Source organism: Streptomyces sp. NPDC104313 (assembly GCF_055583985.1).
In genome coordinates, this window is the sequence record NZ_JBVJMW010000009.1 from 93,745 (window position 1) to 112,921 (window position 19,177).

General features: G+C 68.6%; 20 protein-coding genes. 8 read left to right on the forward strand and 12 right to left on the reverse strand.

What is annotated here, in order from left to right; translation table 11 throughout:
• Nucleotides 1-67 precede the first annotated feature (67 nt).
• The 3 genes from ACZ60Q_RS21920 to ACZ60Q_RS21930 all read left to right on the forward strand — a co-directional run bounded on the left by ACZ60Q_RS21920 (nucleotide 68) and on the right by ACZ60Q_RS21930 (nucleotide 4,856).
• Entirely contained in the window at nucleotides 68-1,324 is a 1,257-nt protein-coding gene (locus tag ACZ60Q_RS21920; protein WP_469637048.1) for a tyrosine-type recombinase/integrase, read from the forward strand.
• 8 nt (nucleotides 1,325-1,332) lie between these two features.
• Nucleotides 1,333-3,726, forward strand: coding sequence for a tyrosine-type recombinase/integrase (locus ACZ60Q_RS21925; RefSeq protein ID WP_469637051.1), 2,394 nt, complete (start codon nucleotides 1,333-1,335; stop codon nucleotides 3,724-3,726).
• Nucleotides 3,727-4,598: 872 nt separating this feature from the next.
• Nucleotides 4,599-4,856: a hypothetical protein gene (locus ACZ60Q_RS21930; protein ID WP_469637054.1), complete on the forward strand. Its 258-nt coding sequence runs from the start codon at nucleotides 4,599-4,601 to the stop codon at nucleotides 4,854-4,856.
• A gap of 58 nt (nucleotides 4,857-4,914) precedes the next feature.
• Here the strand turns inward: ACZ60Q_RS21930 and ACZ60Q_RS21935 are convergent, their stop codons facing one another.
• A complete protein-coding gene (locus tag ACZ60Q_RS21935) occupies nucleotides 4,915-5,544 on the reverse strand; it encodes a class I SAM-dependent methyltransferase (RefSeq protein ID WP_469637057.1) in 630 nt (209 codons plus the stop codon).
• A 123-nt stretch (nucleotides 5,545-5,667) separates the two neighbouring features.
• On the opposite strand from ACZ60Q_RS21935, the gene ACZ60Q_RS21940 reads away from it, so the two are divergent.
• Nucleotides 5,668-6,000, forward strand: coding sequence for a hypothetical protein (locus ACZ60Q_RS21940; protein WP_469637060.1), 333 nt, complete (start codon nucleotides 5,668-5,670; stop codon nucleotides 5,998-6,000).
• Between the two features lie 62 nt (nucleotides 6,001-6,062).
• On the opposite strand, the gene ACZ60Q_RS21945 is transcribed toward ACZ60Q_RS21940, so the two are convergent.
• Nucleotides 6,063-6,293, reverse strand: coding sequence for a hypothetical protein (locus ACZ60Q_RS21945; RefSeq protein WP_469637062.1), 231 nt, complete (start codon nucleotides 6,291-6,293; stop codon nucleotides 6,063-6,065).
• 43 nt (nucleotides 6,294-6,336) lie between these two features.
• On the reverse strand, nucleotides 6,337-7,110 hold the full coding sequence (istB, locus tag ACZ60Q_RS21950; RefSeq protein ID WP_376313896.1) for an IS21-like element helper ATPase IstB: 774 nt from the start codon (nucleotides 7,108-7,110) through the stop codon (nucleotides 6,337-6,339).
• A 49-nt stretch (nucleotides 7,111-7,159) separates the two neighbouring features.
• Between istB and ACZ60Q_RS21955 the strand changes: the two genes are divergently transcribed.
• Nucleotides 7,160-7,450 carry a hypothetical protein gene (locus ACZ60Q_RS21955; protein WP_469637067.1) on the forward strand — a complete coding sequence of 97 codons (291 nt, stop codon included), beginning with the start codon at nucleotides 7,160-7,162 and terminating at the stop codon, nucleotides 7,448-7,450.
• Nucleotides 7,451-7,454: 4 nt separating this feature from the next.
• Here the strand turns inward: ACZ60Q_RS21955 and ACZ60Q_RS21960 are convergent, their stop codons facing one another.
• The 6 genes from ACZ60Q_RS21960 to ACZ60Q_RS21985 all read right to left on the reverse strand — a co-directional run bounded on the left by ACZ60Q_RS21960 (nucleotide 7,455) and on the right by ACZ60Q_RS21985 (nucleotide 13,663).
• Complete coding sequence (locus ACZ60Q_RS21960) at nucleotides 7,455-8,507, reverse strand: Mu transposase domain-containing protein (protein ID WP_469637070.1); 1,053 nt, start codon at nucleotides 8,505-8,507, stop codon at nucleotides 7,455-7,457.
• A gap of 196 nt (nucleotides 8,508-8,703) precedes the next feature.
• Nucleotides 8,704-10,158, reverse strand: a complete 1,455-nt coding sequence (ltrA, locus tag ACZ60Q_RS21965) for a group II intron reverse transcriptase/maturase (protein ID WP_469637072.1) — start codon at nucleotides 10,156-10,158, stop codon at nucleotides 8,704-8,706.
• Nucleotides 10,159-10,692: 534 nt separating this feature from the next.
• Nucleotides 10,693-11,157 (reverse strand): hypothetical protein, encoded by a 465-nt coding sequence (locus ACZ60Q_RS21970; RefSeq protein ID WP_469637075.1) that lies wholly within the window; start codon nucleotides 11,155-11,157, stop codon nucleotides 10,693-10,695.
• A gap of 128 nt (nucleotides 11,158-11,285) precedes the next feature.
• Nucleotides 11,286-11,675 (reverse strand): SMI1/KNR4 family protein, encoded by a 390-nt coding sequence (locus tag ACZ60Q_RS21975; protein WP_469637586.1) that lies wholly within the window; start codon nucleotides 11,673-11,675, stop codon nucleotides 11,286-11,288.
• Complete coding sequence (locus ACZ60Q_RS21980) at nucleotides 11,618-12,112, reverse strand: hypothetical protein (protein ID WP_469637617.1); 495 nt, start codon at nucleotides 12,110-12,112, stop codon at nucleotides 11,618-11,620. Before ACZ60Q_RS21980 ends, ACZ60Q_RS21975 begins: the two co-directional genes overlap by 58 nt.
• A 660-nt stretch (nucleotides 12,113-12,772) precedes the next feature.
• On the reverse strand, nucleotides 12,773-13,663 hold the full coding sequence (locus tag ACZ60Q_RS21985) for an aminoglycoside phosphotransferase family protein (protein ID WP_469637078.1): 891 nt from the start codon (nucleotides 13,661-13,663) through the stop codon (nucleotides 12,773-12,775).
• Between the two features lie 346 nt (nucleotides 13,664-14,009).
• Here ACZ60Q_RS21985 and ku point away from each other — a divergent pair, with 346 nt between their 5' ends.
• The 3 genes from ku to ACZ60Q_RS22000 all read left to right on the forward strand — a co-directional run bounded on the left by ku (nucleotide 14,010) and on the right by ACZ60Q_RS22000 (nucleotide 16,479).
• Complete coding sequence (ku, locus tag ACZ60Q_RS21990) at nucleotides 14,010-15,008, forward strand: non-homologous end joining protein Ku (RefSeq protein WP_469637081.1); 999 nt, start codon at nucleotides 14,010-14,012, stop codon at nucleotides 15,006-15,008.
• 20 nt (nucleotides 15,009-15,028) lie between these two features.
• Entirely contained in the window at nucleotides 15,029-15,991 is a 963-nt protein-coding gene (gene ligD, locus ACZ60Q_RS21995; protein ID WP_469637084.1) for a non-homologous end-joining DNA ligase, read from the forward strand.
• 101 nt (nucleotides 15,992-16,092) lie between these two features.
• The gene (locus tag ACZ60Q_RS22000; RefSeq protein WP_469637087.1) at nucleotides 16,093-16,479 is read left to right on the forward strand and encodes a VOC family protein; all 387 of its coding nucleotides are present in this window, start codon (nucleotides 16,093-16,095) and stop codon (nucleotides 16,477-16,479) included.
• A 142-nt stretch (nucleotides 16,480-16,621) separates the two neighbouring features.
• On the opposite strand, the gene ACZ60Q_RS22005 is transcribed toward ACZ60Q_RS22000, so the two are convergent.
• The 3 genes from ACZ60Q_RS22005 to ACZ60Q_RS22015 all read right to left on the reverse strand — a co-directional run bounded on the left by ACZ60Q_RS22005 (nucleotide 16,622) and on the right by ACZ60Q_RS22015 (nucleotide 19,126).
• Entirely contained in the window at nucleotides 16,622-17,392 is a 771-nt protein-coding gene (locus ACZ60Q_RS22005; RefSeq protein ID WP_469637090.1) for a class I SAM-dependent methyltransferase, read from the reverse strand.
• A 106-nt stretch (nucleotides 17,393-17,498) separates the two neighbouring features.
• Nucleotides 17,499-18,245, reverse strand: a complete 747-nt coding sequence (locus tag ACZ60Q_RS22010; RefSeq protein WP_469637093.1) for an SDR family oxidoreductase — start codon at nucleotides 18,243-18,245, stop codon at nucleotides 17,499-17,501.
• Nucleotides 18,242-19,126, reverse strand: a complete 885-nt coding sequence (locus ACZ60Q_RS22015; protein WP_469637096.1) for a TauD/TfdA family dioxygenase — start codon at nucleotides 19,124-19,126, stop codon at nucleotides 18,242-18,244. The genes ACZ60Q_RS22010 and ACZ60Q_RS22015 overlap by 4 nt, the downstream gene beginning before the upstream one ends.
• Nucleotides 19,127-19,177 lie beyond the last annotated feature (51 nt).

A 19,177-nucleotide genomic window follows, 5' to 3' on the forward strand; every position in this document is an offset into this window, starting at 1 on the left:
CTGCGCGTGTGGTGGTGGATCTGGTTTCATCGCGTGTCGTCGAGTAGGTCGGCCCGTGGAGGTACGGATGCCAGAGCACAGCACGACGGTCCGGGACGTGGCGGCGCTTAGAGTGGCGCGGGTCGGCCGCGTCGAGAAGAGCGATGACCCGCTGCAGCCGTTCCGGCTCGTAGACGCTGATGGCACCGAGGTGGCGGCGGTCAGTGAGTTCCTGCACCACATGCTCGCCGACGACGCGAGTCCGGCATCGCTGCGGTCCTACGCCTATGAGCTGTTGGCGTGGGTCCGGTTCTTACGCGCCGTGGACGTGCCCTGGTATCTGGCGAGCCGGGTCGAGGCCCGTGACTTCGCGCTGTGGCTGAAGACGACGAAGAAGCCGCCGCGGCGGCGGCGTCCCGACGCGCCAGCCCCGGGCTCGGTGAACCCGGTCACCGGGAAGGTCGTGCCCGGCGAGAACTATGCCGCTCGGACCAGGCGGCACGCTCGCGCGGTGATCCGCTCGTTCTACGAGTACCACCGCGAGACCCACGGCCGACCGCTGATCAACCCGTTCCCGCAGGGCGGGGCTGCCGACGAGGTGAGTCCGAATGCGCATCACAACCCGATGCAGCCGTTCCGGCAGCCCTCGCGCCGGGGCACCTACCAGCCCAAGGAGCCCAAGCCAACCCCGCGGATCATTCCTGACCAGGCGTTCAACGACCTGTTCGCAGGGTTGAAGTACAACCGAGACCGGGCTCTGATCGCGTTCTACATCTCCACCGGCGCCCGCGCCTCCGAACTGCTGGGTGTCTCGCAGGGCCAGGTCGCGCCGGGGGACCAGACGATCGGCGTGGTCCGCAAGGGCAGCCAGGTCCTGCAGCACCTTCCCGCCTCCGCCGACGCGTTCGTGTGGCTGCGGCTCTACCAGCAAGAACTGCGCGGCATGGTCCCCAAGCACCCGTCGGAGCCGCTGTGGTGGACGCTTCGACGGCCCTTTCGCCCGCTGGAGTACGACGCGGCCCGGATGGTCTTCACCCGTGCCAACCAGCTGCTCGGCGCGAACTGGACCCTGCACGACCTGAGGCACAGCGCGGCCAAGAGGATGGTCCGCGATCCGAACCTGACCCTCGCCGACGTGCAGTGGGTCATGGGGCATGCCCACATCACCACCACGGAAATCTATATCGCTCCCACGCCCGACGAGGTCGTCGCCCACGTCCTGGCCCACCACGAGCGGCAGCGCGCCGAGCAGGCCAAACCACCGGCCCCGCCGGCACCGGGTTACCGTCCCGAGGTGCTGGCAGCGCTGTTCGGCACCTCGGCTTCGGGCGGCGAGAGCCGGTGAACCCGACCGTGAACATCGACGTCACAAGGCCCGCCGAGCCACACGAGGTGGACAAAGCGCTGGAGTGGGAACCGCGAGTCCGCGAAGCGAGCTGGTGGCAGACCCGTCAGAGCCGGGAGGGCCTGGTCGAGCGGCTGCTGAAGCTGTTCACCGACCCCGTCGCGGGCCTGACCCGCGACAAGACCCGGCGGCGGGGCCTGGGCAAGCTGCTGGACTGGCTCGAAGGCCAACCCGGAGAGACCTGGCAGGATCGCTGGATGGCCAGCGGGGCGGACGACGCCGGCTTCAAGTGGACCGATCTGCCCCTGCGGGGACGCGGCACACCCAAGAGCCACTGGCGCGATGAGCTGGCCACCGGGCTGGTACTCCTGGTCGCCGGGCAGGCGATCCGCCCCAGCTACCCGTGGCTGCTGCGACAGCGCGTGACGATGATGCTCACCGAGTCCCGGGCCGCCAGCGACCCCGATGCCTTCCAGCGACTCGAACAACTGGCCCAGCACGCGACCCCCACAGCCAGGTCCGACGCCCTGAACAAGCTCACCTGGATCGTGATCCGCAAGGGCGGCCTCGTCAGCGACATCACCGTCGGCGACTGCATCGAGCTGACCGCCGCACTGGAGGAACACCACTTCCGGGGAAGCGCGGGCCGGCCGCTGTTCTACGCCCTCCTCAAGGAGACCGGCGTGCTCCCGGCCAGCGCACCGCTGCGGCTGCGGGCGCTACGCATCGAGGGCCGCCGCAGCGTCGAGCAGATCGTCGACGCGTACGGCATCGAGTGCCGGGCCGTCCGCGACCTGCTGGTCGATTACTTCACCGAGCGGGCCCCCGAGCTCGACCACGTCTCGCTGCGTTCCACCGCCCGCAACCTGTGCCGGTTGTTCTGGCGCGACCTGGAGATCCAGCATCCCGGCATCGACTCGCTGCAACTGGCGCCGGAGGTCGCGCAGGCGTGGAAGGAACGTCTGGCCTACATCCGTGACGCCCAGGGCCACCCGTTGCGGCCGCGCGTGAACTACCGCAGCGAGTTGGTCTTCGTCCGGGCGTTCTACCAGGACATCGCCCGCTGGGCCGCTGACGATCCGGCACGGTGGGCACCCTGGGTGGCACCGTGTCCGATCAAGGCGAACGAGTGCGCGACGAAGAAGGCCAAGGCCAGGGTCAAGTCCCGGATGGACCAGCGAACCCGGACCCAGCTGCCGCTGCTGCCCGCTCTGCTTCGCGCTGTTGACCGGCAGCGCAAGGACGCCGAAACCCGCATCACGGCGGCTCGCGCGACGCCGACCGGTGGACGGTTCCTCCTTGCCGGGGAGGAGTTCGAGCGCTGCGGGACCGGGCAGGCCCGCCGCGTCTACGTCACCGAGGCGTCCGCCGGCAGGCGGCGGAACCTGACCCACGAGGAGGAGGCGGCGTTCTGGTCCTGGGCGACGGTGGAGGTGCTGCGGCACACTGGCATCCGCATCGAGGAGATGCTGGAGCTCACCCACCACAGCTTCATCGCCTACACCCTGCCCACCACCGGCGAGGTGGTGCCGATGCTGCAGGTCGCCCCGTCCAAGACTGATGCAGAACGCCTGCTGCTGGTCTCCCCGGAGCTCGCGGAGGTGCTGACCGCGGTCATTTTCCGGGTCCGGGCCGGGAACGCCGCCCTGCCGCTGGTGTCGGCCTACGACGTGTTCGAGCAGACCTGGAGCCCGCCCATGCCGTTCCTGTTCCAACGCCGGTACGGCACCGAGGACCGGCCGCTGACCCGCAGCTACATCCGCGAGTGCCTGGTCGCGACCTCGCAGTCCGCCCAGATCACCGTGGCCGGCGACCCGCTCGAATGGCGCCCCCACGACTTCAGAAGGATCTTCGTGACCGACGCCATCCGCTCCGGACTGCCGCCGCACATCGCCGCGAAGATCTGCGGCCACGCCGCTTTGGACACGACCATGGGGTATGCCGCGATCTACCCGGAGGACGTGATCTCCCATCACCGGGCCTTCATTGCCCGCCGCAGAACCGAGCGGCCCAGCGAGGAGTACCGCGAGCTCATCGCCACCGAGTGGAACGATTTCCTGGCCCACTTCGAACTGCGCAAGGTCGCCCTGGGGACCTGCGGACGCGACTACGCGACCCCGTGTCAGCATGAAAACGCCTGCGTCAGATGTCCCCTACTGCTCGTGGACCCGGCCCAGATGCCACGCCTCCAGGAGATCCACGCCAACCTCGTCGACCGCCTCCAGGAGGCCCGGGACCAGGGCTGGCTCGGCGAGGTCGCCGCCATCGAGACCACCATGGCCGCGGCCGCCCAGAAGCTGGAGGCCATGCGCAACCGTGCGGCGCAACCGTCCACTGTCCACCTCGGCATGCCCGACTTCCGCCGCGAAGCCGGACGAAGCAGCGCCGAGTCGGAGGACTGAGCGCCGATGCGTTCCCGCTCTTCGGCCGGCAAAAAGCGGGGCCGCTTATGAATCGCATTCCGGACCGGGCTTCCACCAAAGCCACCTGACAGACACATGAGTCGGCGACAGCGCTGTGACCTCGGCGTCGGCATAGGGGCACGACACGCTCAGCACATCCCCGGTTCGGAACCTCGCTCCCATGCCCCCTCTTCCTTCACACTGATGGCCAAGTAAGCCCAGAGTGCTGCGGTGATCGTCAGCAGCGCCGGAGCCACCAGGGTAGGTCGGGCGCCATTTGTGGGTCATGGTGGGTTCGCGAGAGCAGCGTCTCGTCCAGCCTGCGGACAACTTCCCTGACCTCGCCGGCGGCGTGAGGTGGAAGCAGAGCGATGGCTTCCTCCAACGTGTCGCGGGCCCATCCCTCACCACAGCAACTGCAGGCGAACTCAGCTTCCCACTGCTTCCAGCGTCGATGCGAACCGTGAACATGGACCGACCAGACGTTCACCGCAGCAGCGACCATGCCAGGTGCGAAATGTTTGACCTCGACGGAACGGATGGCCGCGTTCGCGGCTCCGGACAGGCGTGGAACGTCGCGATAACGCACCCAAGGACGCTTCCAAGGCCGCAGGATCGGTCGAAGCGATGCCGGACGTCTACGCGGCACAGCCCCTTCGGAGGTCGATCATGAGAAGCATCCTGGCATACCGATCGATCGTTGCCCAGAGCTCGAAAGGTGCTCCCCGTCACGGGAGCCATGGCAACCTCGCGACACGCCCTCAGCGCTCTCAAATCAAGATTCTTCCCTACTACCCAGCGTGACCTTCGGCCCCGAGCCTATCGACCCTGGCTCTCATGATCAGTTCGGTTAAGCGTGTATTCGATGCTCCATGCTCCGACCGGATACGGATCAGAGACACCGCCTCGTCGAGATCCGCGACAACCTGATCGCCCGAATCACCGAAGCAGAACAGGAGGGATGGCTTGGTGAGATCGAAGGACTCCAAGTCAGCCTCGCCAGCACAGAGGAGAAGCTCATCCAGCTCGATGCAGAGCAAGCCCGTCAACGCCAATTGATCGATCTGGGCATGCCCAGCTTCAGCCAGATCGCGACACGAATCAGTACGGCCAGAGGACCTTCAAGTTAGCCGAGCCTCATCCACGCGACTGATCTACATCACCCCGGCGCAGGCCACGACCCTCGCTCTACGGGCGGCGGGCCAGCAAATGAGTGTCGAGGAAACCCCGCTCGGAAGCTGGGTCGTGGAGCAACCGAGCAAATGTGACGAGACCGGCCCCGGCGAGCAACTCGGCAAACTGCTCCGCCGGCCAGCTGTAGGCGGGCGTCACCTTGTGGTCGAAGCGAACCGGCTCCGGTCCCTCGGTCCCGAAGAAGGACACCAAGAGCATGCCCCCTGGTGCCAAGGCACGCACTTGCTCGGCGAGCAGCGCGGGCAATTCTCCAGGTGGGGTATGGATCATCGAGTAGTGGGACAGCACTCCGCCCAGCGCACCGTCCTCGACCGGCAGGGCCTCCATCCGCGCTTCGTCGAACCGCAGCGCTGGATGGGCCCGCCGGGCGTGGGCGACCATGGCTGGGGAGAGGTCGAGCCCGAAGGAGTCCAGCCCCAAGTCATGCAGCATCGCAGTCACATGACCGGGGCCGCACCCGACATCGGCTACCCGCAGGTTCCCCGTGCCACGCACGAGCTCGGCGAAAGTGCCGATCATGTTCCGCGCGAACGGGTGCGTCTCCAGCCCATTGGCGAACATCGACGCGTACAGATCGACGACCCCGTCGTAGGCCGCCCTCGTCTCGTCCTGGTGTCCTAACACGGGAAGGAAACTAACACCCGCGCCGTTCGCAGCCATTCTCCGGTCCCACACCGGTTCCCTCAGGGCTGCCAGACCCGTCGCCTGATCACGGGACGCTCTCGATAGTTCAGAGAAGAGTTCGCGATGGCCTCGACGCACGAGTCCGGCGGCTACCCCAAGAGCCACAACCTGGTGACCTCCGGTACGAAGTGCGCCCAGCTCTACACCGACAAGATGGGCGACGGTTCGGCGAACTTCGGGCTTCTCGCAGACACCCGTACGGCGACGAACGGCCCGGGCGGCACCGAGCGGTGCGGGCGCGCCGCGATCTCCAGTGAGCAGAACCAGAAGGCGTTCAGCGGCTTCCCCGCTCCGTCGTGGCGGATGCTGGACGGAGACGGGTTCTTCGTGACGCTGCCGGGCTTCGAGCACTGCGCGAACACCGCGACGACCTGCACATGGAAGAAGGTCGGCTGACATAGCGCGAGCACGTAGAAGCAGCAGGGGGCCCGCCCATCCGCGGGCCCCCTGCTCCGCAGTCAACCGGTCCAGGGGCGCCAGCTGTCTTCCTGGGCAGGGTCGATGCTGCTGAGCCATACCAGCGCCCCGCCGATGATGCCAGGCTTGTCCCGTGCGGCCAGGGCCGGGAATTCCAGCATGTCAGCGGCCTCTTCGAGGTAGGTGATGAGAGTGTCGAATTCTTCGTGCGGTGTCAACGGCCATGGAGATGCCCAGGTGGATGGCCGTTGGGTGTCCAGGCTGGTGGCCATCAGAAAGCCAGACGTGTGGCCAGTGGTGTTCCCGGGGTGTGGGTCAGTTCAAGGGGACCACTCCCTTCCCGGCGAGGGCCTCGGCGAGGCGGTGTGAGTCGCCGGTGGTGGTCACGAGGTGAGCGTGGTGCATGAGGCGGTCGGTGCTCGCGCCCGCGAGAGTCTTCGGCATGATCGTGTCGAAGCCCGAGGGGTGAATGTTGCTGGTCACAGCGATGGACCTGCGTTCGTAGGCTGCGTCGATGATCCGGTAGAACGCCTCGGCGGCGTCTTCCCCGACGGGCAGCAGGCCGATGTCGTCGATGACGATGAGGTCCGCGCGGCAGATCCGGGCGACGGTCCGCGCGGTGGACCCGTCGACCTTCGACTTGCCGATCGCGGCGCTCAGCGTTTCCAGGGTGAACCAGGAAACCCGCAGGTCCTTCTCGATCGCGGCCTGGGCCAGGCCCTCGGTGAAGTGGCTCTTGCCCGTTCCCGACGGGCCTGCGATCACCAGATTCTCGGCGCGGCCGATCCACTCCAGGGTGATCAGGGAGTTCTGGGTGGGTTCGGGGATGGTGGAGTCCTCGGCCCGCCAGGAGCCCAGGGTCTTGCCGGTGGGGAAGTTCGCCGAGTGGCGGCGAAGACGGCGGGTGGCCGCGTCGCGGCCGGTGACCTCCTCGGCTATGAGCAGCCGCAACACCTCGGCGGGGTCCCATCGTTGGGCACGGGCGGTGGCCAGGACGTCCGGGGCTGCTTTGCGCATATAGGGCAGGCGCATGCGGCGCATGAGCTTGTCGAGCTCCTCCGGCAGAGCCGGGGCCTGGGGAAACGTCATGGTCGTTAATTCCTTCGTCGGTCGAGGTGGGTGCCGATAGGCTCGGCGGATGATCAATATGTCGGTGCGGGGCGACCGCGGGAACGTCGTCGCCCGGGCCCAGGGTGGTGTGGAGTGGACGGACGCATTCGCGGATCTGGACCCGGCGGAATTTCCGATGCTCTGGGCCCTGGACCCGTATGGCGACGCGGTCTTCAACCACCGGCAGGTGCCGCTGCTGCTGGCGGAACTCGACCGGATCCCGACCGCTTGTGGCGGTGACTGGGTCGGGCAGGCCGGCGAGTTGTGCCAGGTCGTCCAGCAGAAAGTGCACCGGTATCTGTGGTTCGTCGGGGACTGACCGGTCAGTCCGTCGGGACGTATGGCGGTTGGCCAAGAGCCTTCCAGCCGATGGTTCCGTTCTGGACTGAGTGCGCCTCGTCCGCGCGGACGACCTCGCCGGCGGGTCTGCTGTCCGCGATGTGTCCGAGGATCGAGAGCAGGTCACTGTCGGCGAAGCGCCCGGCCGTGGCCGCAAGCCCGAGGGCCTGATCGACTTTGTCGTTGCCCAGGACGGTGGCCAGTTCGACCGCGCGGGCCATCTTGGCGCGGATACGGACCGCGCCGGCGGGTCCGGCCTCCTTGAGCCAGCGTCCTGCCCCGGGGCCGATGCCCACGAACGCGATCTCCGCCTCCGAGCGGGGCTGCAGTCTCGGCTGGAGAACGCTGCGGCCGTCGGGATGGTCGGGGTAGTGGGCGTCGATAATCTGCGGAACACCCGGGGTGGACAGCTTGTGGCGCCAAATCTCCGAGAGATCCCCGGAGTTGGTGCGGGCGGTGATGGACAGTTCCTCGCCGACCACCCGGCACCACACCTTGGCACCGGTATAGCCCGGCGGGGTCGAGTAGCGCACCGAGTTGAAGCTGATGGTGCGGTCCGAGCCGACCAGTCTCTCCTCGCCCAACGCGAGCGCGAGCGGCTCGATGGGCAGGACATGCAAAGTGGTGCGTTCGATGTCCAGTTGGCTCGCGGGTATCTGCCCGGTCGCCCGGTGACGGCGCGAGTTCACCGCATCGCACCAGGTCAGGCAGGCATCGACGAGCTCAGCGAAGGTGTCGTAGGCGGCCAGCAGGTTCGCACCCGTGGGCACCAGGTCGGCCTTCGCGATCCGGACCGTGGCCTCCGCGCCGCCCTTGGATTCGGGGTCGTAGGGCACGCAGCTGACCACCTGGCAGCCGTAATGCCGACCCGCGGCGACCATCTGCGGATGACGTACCGGTATCCCGGCGATGTGCTCGACGGTGACCGTCTTCGCGTTGTCGGTCAGCACATACGCCGGCGCCCCGCCGATCCGCCGCAGCGTGGTGTCCAGGCAGGCCACCAGCGTGCCCAGCGTGCAGTCCCAGACCGGGATCACCACCCGGAACCGCGACCAGGACAGCCACGCGCAGAACAGCCAGGTCCGCCGGCCGCCGATCCGCGGCCCCTCGCCCCAGTAGGGTCGGCCCGAGGCGCGGTACTGGCCTTTCGACCAGCCCGTTTCCTCGGACCGCCCTCCGAACCGGACGTGCCAGTTGGCCCGGCATCCGGCTCTCCACGAGGCCGAACGACGGTCAGCCGATGGCTGGTTGCGCTCTCTCACTCCACGGGTTCGGGATGCGGGCTCCCCGGTATCGGTAGCGGACGATCTCCACCTTTGCCGGGTTGAACAGCCGCACCCCGTCATGCTCCGGCCACCAGGTCGCACCGACCTGATTGCCTTGATATCGGCGCTTGAGCTGCTTCCAGGGGACTCGGCGGTGCTTTCGGCGAATCCATCGCCAGACCCGATGCCACGTGTAGTAGCCCAGGTAGTTCAGGCTCGCCGAAGCGGCCGAGTGCCGGAAGTAGTTCGCCCACCCATTCATCAGCCAGTTCAGCTGAGTGAGCAGTTCGTCGAGTGAGTGTCCGATGTTCTGTCTGCTGATCGCCTTGACCTTCCGTAGCACCGCCTGCATCGACGGTTTGCTCGGATAGGTGTAGACGTACTGCTTGTCCGTCCCCCTCTTGCGGTGCCGCTGGATGCGGAAGCTGAGGAAGTCGAACCCCTCGTCAATGTGGGCGATGGAGGTCTTGGCCTGCGACAAGCGCAGACCAACCTCCTCCAGCACCGTCGAGACTTCGCCCATCAGCTCCTCGGCATGGTGCCGAGAGCCGTTGATCATGACAACGAAGTCGTCCGCGTACCGAATCAACCTGAAGGTTGCTCCGCCGCGGCGGCGATGCCAGTCTCTTGCTGCCCATGTGCGGCCGGTCGCCTGCCAGAGCCGGGCGAAGTGCTCGTCCAGGACCGACAGAGCGATGTTGGCCAGCAGCGGCGAGAGAATGCCGCCCTGGGGTGTTCCGGCGCGAGTGTCCCTGGTGACCTGGTCCTCGGAGAGGATCCCGGCCTTCAGGAACGCCTTGATCAGACGCAACACACGCTTGTCTCCGACGCGTTGACGCACTCGGCCCATCAGGGCCGTGTGATCGATCTCGTCGAAGCACGCCTCGATGTCACCCTCCAGCACCCACTCGTAGCGATTGGTGGCGAAGTGGTGGATCTCGGCGATCGCGTCGTGCGCTCTCCGGTTTGGACGAAAGCCGTAGGAACACGGCTCGAAATCCGCCTCGAAGATCGGCTCAAGAACAATCTTCAGAGCCGCCTGCACCACCCGGTCCGCGATGGTCGGGATGCCCAGCCGGCGCATCTTTCCGTTGCGCTTGGGGATGAGCCGTTCCCGGACCGGGACCGGTTGAAATTCACCGGATTTGAGTAATGCCCGAAGCTCGTCGAGGTAGACCTCGACGCCCTGACCCCCTTCAATCTTGCTGACGGTCCGGCCGTCGACCCCGGCCGTCCGGGCACCCTTGTTGCCCCGTACTCGACCCCACGCCGCCAGAAGCGTCGCGGGATCGCAGACGAGGTTGAACAGATCATCGAATCGGCGCGACCGGTCCTCGGTCGTCCATCGGTGCAGCTTGCGTTGGATCCTCAGTACCCGCCCCCAGACCGCATCCGGGTCCGGCGACGGTGCGGCGGTATTCACCACCGGCCTCCTGCCCTTCCAGTCCGCTCGCTGCGGACTCGCTGCCTTCCTTCGCCATGTGGACGGCTTTCCCGCCCTCGGACTACTACGAAGGCTCCGCCCCGCTCCACGGCCGTCAGCCGACGGTGGACCTGCCCCCAACCGCGCTGGTGGCGTGGGTGGTTGGGCGGCCATGAAGCGGTTCCCATGTTCACTGTGTTTCGATCGGCGGGGGCGGCACCCAGCTTTCTCCCGGCAGCCTCGCCACGATTACGCCGCAGACCTTCACCGTGGCCTCCGGCACCGGCTGAGACATCCGGCGCCGGAGTCGTCGACATGTACGACACCAGTCGACGCGTACTGCATCCCGGCCCATATCCACCAGGTTGGAGCCGGTGGCATTCCTTTCGGGAGGTCGACCACTGGTTCACTCGCGTTGTACCTACCCGCCTCGCTTGCCGGACCCGAGCCGTCTGGTAGTTCCGGCCCGTCCCGTCGTTGTCAGGGCTGCTTCCCGCCCTCCCCGGCACCTCCCGGTTCAGACTGCCCTCAGCTTCAAGTCCCCTGCTGCGACAGGAAGACCGAGAAGGTCTTGCACCTCCTTCGAAAACACAGCGCCTCATGGCGCACGTCGAACTGCAGCCACCGGCCCGGCTCGGGAATCCACGGGCGGTACGTTCGTCGCTTGCCCGCCTTCCACGCGCTCTTCGCCGCATTCACCGCCCGTCTCGTCGAGCGCGCGCTGCCCCGGTAGCCCATCTTCACGAGCTTGTCGTGGACCACATCGGCGCGAATCGTCGCCTTCGACTGCTCGACCCACTCCTCGACCTTATCCAGGAACGCGTCGATCATCTTCGGCCGCGGCTCTCGCTCATAGGGGTTGCGCCCGCCGTGGCGGGCCTCGACATACCGCTTGACCGTCTTCGGGTCGTGCCCCGTCAAGGTCGCCGCCGACCAGACCGTCCCGGTCAGGTCGTACGCCTCAAGGATTTCCATAATCTCCGTGTCAGACTTCGTCACAGGACCTCTCCGGCCGGTAGCTGATGCGTGCAAACACCAGCAAACGGGCGGAGGGGTCTCCTCCAGTTAAGGAAGTGATCAGGAACACCACTGGTCAGACGGCCATCCACCTGGAATTCCGGTGGCCATCAGCCTGGACTCGGCTGGCCGCACATCTGGACTTTGCCACGGCCGCCGTCATGCGGGGCGTCGTTGTACCGGGACCACCGGCCCAGGCGGCCGACCGTCATGTCCAAGTAGAGGCCTTCGGCGCTGTCGGCCGGACCCGTAGCCATGACCGGAATCCAGGTGGGCTTCCACACAGTGATCCGATCGGCCTCGGAACGCCCTGCGTTGAGGGTGTCCTGGGCCGTCTGGTCGTCCATCTTCAGCCGGTAGGTGGTGGTCACGGCGTCCAGGTTCATCAGAGCCCGGTTTCCCGGGAGGCATCCCCAGCCCCCACTGCCGTCGTCACCGGCTGTCAGGAGCCACAGGACGCTGAGCTCGACCGGGATCCGTATGCCGAGTTCTTCTTCCAGGGCTGCGAGGTCGGCGGGGGCGGCACCGGCCCGGAGCGCGCCGTAGGAGTCGGGGCGTTGCGTTCCAACCAGCGGCTGATGCGGTGCCATGCGTCGGCGATCTCCCGAACGGCAGCAGCTTCAGCAGCAGGCAGGCGGCGCCCGCTGGGCTGCCCCTGACTGCGGTGCTCCGATGCAACAGCAGAAGGAGCCGGAAGCGGGTTCACATACCGGATTTCGATCCGGTCGGGCTCGCGAACATAGCCGACAGATAAGGCAGGGCAGTCCTCGAACAAGTCGCCGTCGACCGACACGGTGAGGATGCCGGGCAGCCCCGAGACCGCCCCCATTTCGGGGTCGTCGGCGAGTTGACGGGCCAGCACCTTCAAGGCGTAGGGAACCCCGGGCCCCAGCCGGGCGGCGGAACCCTGTACCTGAGGAGAAAATTCGACGTGCACGTCTGGTGCTCCTTTGCCGATCGAACAGAGGACGATCCTGCTCACACAGTAGGACGCAGGAGCACGGTGCCGACTGCGCACGACAGGTGGGATCGACCTGGCGCTGATAGTTACCGACACCTACGCTGACCACACCCGGACCACCTGCGGACACCGGCCGCCTGGACATCGTCCCCGACGCCCCGGCGGTCGGCACGAAGCTGCGCTGGAGTGCGCCGAAGTTGATCGCGGCGGCCGATGAGAAGGTGCCCGTCGCGAACGTCCGCGCCCTGCACGTCCTGGTGCCCGCTGACTCATGCTGGGTATTTGCTGACTTGGGGTCCCACAGCATGGCCCTGACCTCCGGCCGCACCAAACTGGAGGACATTGATGAGCATTCACATGTCTGTCTCCTTACGAGCCTGGCAGAGGCGTTCGCGTATTCAGGCCGTGCGATGACCGTTACCCCGGTGTCTTCGAGGGGCTCGGCGCCATCGGCACCCCGACGATGGCGTCGGGCTCGCTCCGTACCGGTGACGTGACCTTCAATAGGCACTCCGGCTGACCGGCTGCGATCCGGGGGACCCGCGATCCGGGCGGCCCTGCGGTCTTTCGAGTTGACGAGAATGCGGGCTACCGCACGGCCCTCGACCAGGATCGCGGGTCCAGAAGGAGCGCGCCTCAAACACCCTTCAGAACACGATCAAGTGCCGACCGGCCCACGGGTCCCCAGTTCGGCTTGCCGCCGGGAAGGCCCCGGTCTCCGTTCTGCCCCATGAGCATCAGGAACAGGCTCTTCATAGCGGCCAGCCCACGGGCGCGCCGGATCGACGCCTCGCCCGCATGCGCGTACATGTCGAAGAACCGTGAGGCCGCGCCCTGGGGCAGCAGCACCCACGCGGCGGCGAGGTCCCACGCCGGATCCCCGGCGAACATGTCACCGAAATCGACGATGCCCGAGAGCGTTCCGTCCGAGACGACGACGTTCGCGGGATGCAGGTCGCCGTGTACCCACACCGGGGGCCCCTCCCACGCGCCGGCCGCGACGGCGTCGTCCCAGACCGCGCGGACGTCGGCAGCGATGTCACCGGGGGCAACGGCCCGGAAGAAGTTCTCGAAGCCGTCCGTGCAGTCCTTCGGATGGGCGCCGCGGTCCGTGGAGACCGGCGCCTCGGCGGGCGCCTTCACATGGAGGGCCCGGAGGAAACCCGCCAGCGTGTCGGCAGCGTGGGCGCCGCGGCTGATCGAGCCGTGGTCCAGTGGCTCACCGGGCACCCACGTCATCACGGTCCAGGTCTTGGGGAAGCGCTCGGACGGTTCGCCGGACCGCACCGGGGTCGGCACCGGGAGCGGCAGGCGCGGGGCCAGCACGGGCAGCCACCGCCGCTCCTTGAGCTGGAGCTCCGGGGTGGGGTCCATGCGCTGCATACGTACGGCCAACTCATCCCCGAGGCGCCACATGTGGTTGCCCCAGCCGCCCGCCACCTCGCGGATGGCCAGCCCCGCGAGGTCTGGATGCTGCTCCTCCAGCAGGTCGCGGACCAGGTCTGCGGTGATCTCGATCTCGGTCATGCGAAGCCACATTACTGAGGCGGCGGGCGGACCGGCTCTCGCTCCGGAACATTCGCTGTGATTCCTCTGGCATGACCGATTCGGTTCTGGAGAGCAGCAGATCGTGCCGGAGCACGCGCCCCGCCCTGTACGACGCCGTCGAGCCGTTCCCCGAGGGAGCGGTGCCGTCGTTTCGGGTTTGCCTGTACGGCAGCGCCCGAACCGGATACTGAACCCGTTCCGTATCCCGGCACCATTCGTATCCCGGCACCACGAATGGCGCCGGGATACGAATGGTGCTGAGAATGTGGTGGGGCTTGTGAGAGCCCGCACGGCGACTCGGCCCGCGGTGGGCATGGAGGTAGGTATGCCGAGGCCTTTGTGGACCGGTGCGATCAGCTTCGGCCTGGTCACCATCCCGGTGAAGGTCGTCTCCGCGACCCAGGACCACTCGATCCACTTCCGCCAGGTCCACCTGGAGGATCTCGGACGGGTGCGCACCCGGAAGGTCTGCGAGCTGGACGGCGAAGCTCTGTCGCAGGACGAGATCGGCAAGGGCTACGAGCTCTCCAAGGAGCAGACGGTTCCGATCACCGATGAGGAACTGGACCGGATTCCGCTGCCCACCGCGAAAGCCATCGAGATCGTCGCGTTCGTGGACGCCGACAGCGTCGACCCGATCCGGATCAGCGACTCCTACTACCTGGCGATCGACGGCAAGGTCGCCGAGAAGCCCTACACACTGCTGCGCCGGGCGCTGGAGCGCTCGGACAAGGTGGCCGTCGCGAAGTTCGCCTGGCACAACCGTGAGCGGCTGGGGCTGCTGCGGGTCCGGGAAGGGGCGATCGTGCTGCACTCGATGCGCTGGCCGGACGAGATCCGCAGCCCCGAGTCCCTGGCCCCGCTCCAGGTCGAGCTGGACGACGACGAGATCGAGCGGGCTGTCCAGCTGACCGACACCATGGCCCTGGACAGCATCGCCGGGTTCCGGGACACCTACCGGGACGCCCTGGAGGAACTGCTCACGGCGAAGTCGCAGGGCAAGGAGCTTCCGGGGCCGGCCGAGGGCGAGGAGCAGGAGGAGCACAAGGTCGTGGACCTGATGGCCGCGCTGAACGCGTCGGTCGAGGCGGCGAAGGAGAGCCGCGGGGAGGACGGGGAAGGGGAGGCCACGGTGCACGAGATGCGGCCCCGGAAGAAGACCGCGTCGAAGAGGACGGCCCCTTCCGGGAAGGCGGCCACCGGCCGGAAAGCGGCCGCGTCCAGGAAGAACACCGGCCAGAAGGCGGGCGCCAAGAAGACGACCGCGACGAAGAGGACGACGACCGGCGCCAAACGCACGGCGAGGAAGCGGAGCGCTTCCTGACCGAGGACCGAGACGGCTCCATGGCGCGGCTGCCCCGCATCGCACCGATGCTCGCGGCCCCCGGGCGGCTGCCCCCGCCCGCGGAGGACACCTGGTACGCGTACGAGGTGAAGCAGGACGGGCAGCGGTGCACGGTCTACCTGCCCGGCGACGGGTCGGTACAGCTGCGCTCGCGATCCGGTGCCGACATCACCCCCGCCTATCCCGAGCTCGCGAGCCTGGGTACGGTGCTGGGCTCCCGCCCCGCTGTGCTGGACGGGGAGATCGTCGCCCTGGACGACGAGGGGCGCGGCGACTTCCAGCGACTTCAGCCCCGGATGGGGCTGGCCGGCTCCCGGGCCAGGGCGGCCCGCTTGGCCGCGAAGGCGCCCGTGCGCCTGATGCTCTTCGATGTCGTGTACCTCGATACGAGCCGGCTCACCCGCACCCCGTACTTTGAGCGCCGCGCCGTCCTGGAGTCCCTGGACCTGGGCGGGCCCGCGTGGTCGACCCCGTCGGCGGTCGTCGGGCACGGTCAGCAGGCGTTGGAGATGACGCGGACCGCCGGTTTCGAAGGTCTCGTGGCCAAGCGTCGCACCTCCCTCTACGAGCCGGGTGTCCGCTCCCGGGCGTGGATCAAGATCCGGAACGTGCGGACCGAGGACATCGTCGTCGGCGGCTGGCTGCCCGGCCACGGCCGCCTCACCTCTCTGCCCGGCGCCCTCCTCATGGGCCGGCCGGCCCCCGGCGGAGGACTCCGTTACGTCGGCGGCGTCGGCACCGGCTGGAGCGACGCCGAACGCACCACCCTCGGGGCCCTCCTCCACACCTCGGCGACCGACATCTGCCCGTTCACCGAGCGGCCCGCGGTGGCCGGGGCCCGGTGGGTGGAGCCCCGGCTGGTCGGAGAGGTCCGCTATACGACCCGCACCAGGGCCGGGCGCCTGCGCCAGCCCTCCTGGCATCGCCTGCGCCCCGACCTCACACCCGATGACCTCCGCTGAGCCGCCGGAGAGGCGTCCGTCCTGCGTCGAGCGAGCGAGCGCCGTACGGTCTCCTCCATCGCCCCCGCGGCCTGAATGAGGACCCTTGTTACGCTCGCCGCATGCTGAGACTCGGAATGCCTGTCGTCGGTGTCACGGACATCCCCCGGGCGGTGGCCTTCTGGACCGCGGCGTTGAACCTGGTCGCCAGTCAGGAGCGGGCGAGCGAAACGTGGCGAACGCTCGACCACGTCGACGGCTCCGGCCGGGCACTCGGCCTGCTGCGCAGCGACTCCCCGGCCGAGCCGCACCCCCGTATCCACCTGGACCTGTTCACGGATTCGGCCGAGGAGCAGCAGAGGGAGGTCCGGCGACTGCTCGGTCTCGGCGCGCAGAGCGTCGACTGGGACTCCTACCCGCCCGAGCCGGACTTCGTCGTGCTGGCCGACCCGGACGGCAACATCTTCTGCGTCGTGGACCTGGGCCGCGCTCCCGGCGACGGGAGTTGAATGGCGACGTCCGCTCATGATCCGGTTCCGCCCCACATCCGGCCCATGATCCGGTTCCGCCCCACGTCCGGACCACGGTGATCGCCGTCCCGTGCGGACACACCCGCGACCCCGCCGGCCGGCCCGGTGGCCGTTCACCGGCTCAGCGGACGGCCACCAGGACGCTGTCGTCGCCGCACTGCCAGACGGTGGCGGCACCGCTGAAACCGGCCTCGCGGAGGAGTGCGATCTGCTCGGCGGTCGTCAGGCCGTTGGGCTGCCTGAAAGTACGGTGCGCGATGGGCGAGCGGGCACGGGCCTCGGCGAGAGGGGCGAGCTCCGGGGCGGAGAGGAAGGTCTTCCACCAGCCCGCCCAGGCCTCGCGACCCTGACGGCCGGTCCGGTGAGCACGGCGGGTCCGGACGTGGTGGGCGATGTCGATCAGCTCCGGGCCGTCGGCGGGCCTGCGGTTGTCGGCGTCGACGAAGACGCCTCCGGGGCGCAGCCGGCCGGCCAGGGTGCGGTAGAGCGTGGCGAGTTCGCCGGGGTCGAGCCAGTGGAGCGCGGTGGACGAGACGGCGGCGTCCCAGGGTGCCGGTCCGATGTCGTCGGCCCAGCCGGGTGCGGTGAGATCGCGCGCCAGGAGGCGGACGTCCGTGCCCGTGACGGCCTCTTCGGCCAGGCCGAGGAGGAGCGGGTCCGCGTCGATGCCGACGGTGTCTGCCCGCGGGAAGGCGCGGGCGAGCCGGGTGGTGAGCGAGCCGGTGCCGCAGCCCAGGTCCATCAGGAGCGGCCGGGCGGTCGTCCCGCTCTGTTCGAGCGACCGGCCGACGATGTCGAGGACGACCTGGAAGCGTTCCTCCCGGTCCGGGCTGTAGCGCTCCTGCTGCTGGTCCCAGCGTTGCAGCCAGGTGCGGGCGGTCTCGCCGAGCATGTTCGCCTCTTTCGGTCGAGGGGCGGGGAGTTCGTCGTACGGCGGGATGAACGGGGGGCGGTGCGGGAACCGGCGTGGCCGGGTCCGTCCGCCGGTCACCGGGTGCTCAGCCACGGCCGACGAAGGGCATCGTGGTGGGGAGGACGGTGAGGGACTGCACGTTGGTGGTGATGGGCAGGGAGGCCATTAGCAGGAGGGCGTCGGTGAAATGGGACACCGGCAGAGTCGCCTCCACCGCCTTGCTGCCGTCGGCCTGGCGCGCGGGGGGCTGCGGGGCGCCGTCCGGAGGCTCCACGTTGCCGACGTCGAGCTGGCCGCAGGCGATGTTGTGGGCGCGGCCGTCGAGGGAGAGCGAGCGGGTCAGGCCGAGGACCGCGTGCTTGGCCGCGGTGTAGGCGGCGGAGTGCGGGCGGGGTGTGTACGCGGACGGCGCGCCGTTGTTGATGATCCGCCCGCCGGAGGGGTTCTGCTCGCACATGACGCGGAACGCTTCCCGCGAGCACAGGAACGTCCCGGTGACGATCGTTCCCAGCACCCGGTTCCAGTCGTCGAGGGCCACCTCGGCCACGGGGACGCGGGGCGCCGGGGCGCCGGCGTTGTTGAAGAGCAGATCGACCCTGCCGTAGCGGTCGCGGGCGGCACGGAACAGCGCCGCGACCTCGTCGGGGCGGGTGATGTCGGTGGGTACGGCGAAAGCGTGCTGGTCCCCGGCCGTGGAGAGGGCCGCGGTCCCGTCCAGGGCGTCGGGACGCCGGCCGGCCAGGACCACGTTCCAGCCGCGGCCGAGCAGGGCCAGCGCGGCGGCCCGGCCCAGTCCGCTTCCCGCGCCGGTGACGACGGCCGTGCCGATCACGGCGCCACCTCGTCCAGCCACAGGCGCAGGACCCGCCGGTGGTGCGGTTCGGGGCCGTCGGTGAACGGGGAACGGCCGTGCATGATACGGCTGTTGCGGATGATCAACAGGTCTCCGGAGGTCAGGGTGACCGGATAGGCGGTCTCGGGGCGGTTGAGAACCTTGTCCAGAACGTCCAGGGCCTCGGCGCGTGCGGCGTCCAGCGGGGGCCGCCCGTCGCGCCCGGCGGAGGCCCGCACCGTACGGGACTGGTAGTAGCAGGTGACGGCGCCGTCCGGTCCGGTGGCGAGGATCGGGGCGTGGACGAGTTGGCTGCCCGCGCGGCCGGTGCGGTCGAAGTACCACTTTTGGCCGAGGAGCTCCAGCACGTCGGGGCGTTCGGCGGCGAGGACGTCATGGATGTACGGCGCTCCGGCCACGCGTGTCGCGCCGCCCCGGGCCGCCGGCCGGAGACAGAACAGGACGAGGAGGTCGCAGGTGTCGCAGTGGAAGGCGATCTCGTCCGGGTCCCCTTCCCGGAGCCGCAGCACCTGCGTCACGTCGCCCGCACCGTTCTGCGGCACGATCTCGCCGAAGTCCCGGACGAGTCGGGAGACCCGCTCGGTGACGTCCGCCTCCTGGCGGACGTCCGCGACGAGGCCGGCGGGGAAGAGCTGCCGCACGAGGGCGAACCCGAAGGCGTCGAGCCCCGTGCGGATGCGGGAGCGCAGGGCTTCGCGGACCGGGTCGGGCTCCCTTCCCGGGCCGCCGGCGGCCGACCACAGCCGGGCGCGGTCCTGATCGGTCGGTGTCAGGCGCCACACCTCATGCCCGGCCTTGAGCCTGCTGGTGTCCCAAGCCCCGGAGGGCGTGGGCGCGTTGTTTCGCGAGGCGTTCTCCATCGGGGTCCCTTCCGCTGTCCTGTACGTCGCGCCGGACCGGTCCCGCAGGGG

Coding starts and splice junctions, on each gene's coding strand:
- ACZ60Q_RS21920 (WP_469637048.1), top strand. CDS start 68: ATGCCAGAGCACAGCACGACGGTCCGGGACGTGGCGGCGCTTAGAGTG.
- ACZ60Q_RS21930 (WP_469637054.1), top strand. CDS start 4,599: ATGCTCCGACCGGATACGGATCAGAGACACCGCCTCGTCGAGATCCGC.
- ACZ60Q_RS21940 (WP_469637060.1), top strand. CDS start 5,668: ATGGCCTCGACGCACGAGTCCGGCGGCTACCCCAAGAGCCACAACCTG.
- ACZ60Q_RS21945 (WP_469637062.1), bottom strand. CDS start 6,293: ATGGCCACCAGCCTGGACACCCAACGGCCATCCACCTGGGCATCTCCA.
- istB (WP_376313896.1), bottom strand. CDS start 7,110: ATGACGTTTCCCCAGGCCCCGGCTCTGCCGGAGGAGCTCGACAAGCTC.
- ACZ60Q_RS21955 (WP_469637067.1), top strand. CDS start 7,160: ATGATCAATATGTCGGTGCGGGGCGACCGCGGGAACGTCGTCGCCCGG.
- ACZ60Q_RS21985 (WP_469637078.1), bottom strand. CDS start 13,663: ATGACCGAGATCGAGATCACCGCAGACCTGGTCCGCGACCTGCTGGAG.
- ku (WP_469637081.1), top strand. CDS start 14,010: ATGCCGAGGCCTTTGTGGACCGGTGCGATCAGCTTCGGCCTGGTCACC.
- ligD (WP_469637084.1), top strand. CDS start 15,029: ATGGCGCGGCTGCCCCGCATCGCACCGATGCTCGCGGCCCCCGGGCGG.
- ACZ60Q_RS22000 (WP_469637087.1), top strand. CDS start 16,093: ATGCTGAGACTCGGAATGCCTGTCGTCGGTGTCACGGACATCCCCCGG.
- ACZ60Q_RS22005 (WP_469637090.1), bottom strand. CDS start 17,392: ATGCTCGGCGAGACCGCCCGCACCTGGCTGCAACGCTGGGACCAGCAG.
- ACZ60Q_RS22015 (WP_469637096.1), bottom strand. CDS start 19,126: ATGGAGAACGCCTCGCGAAACAACGCGCCCACGCCCTCCGGGGCTTGG.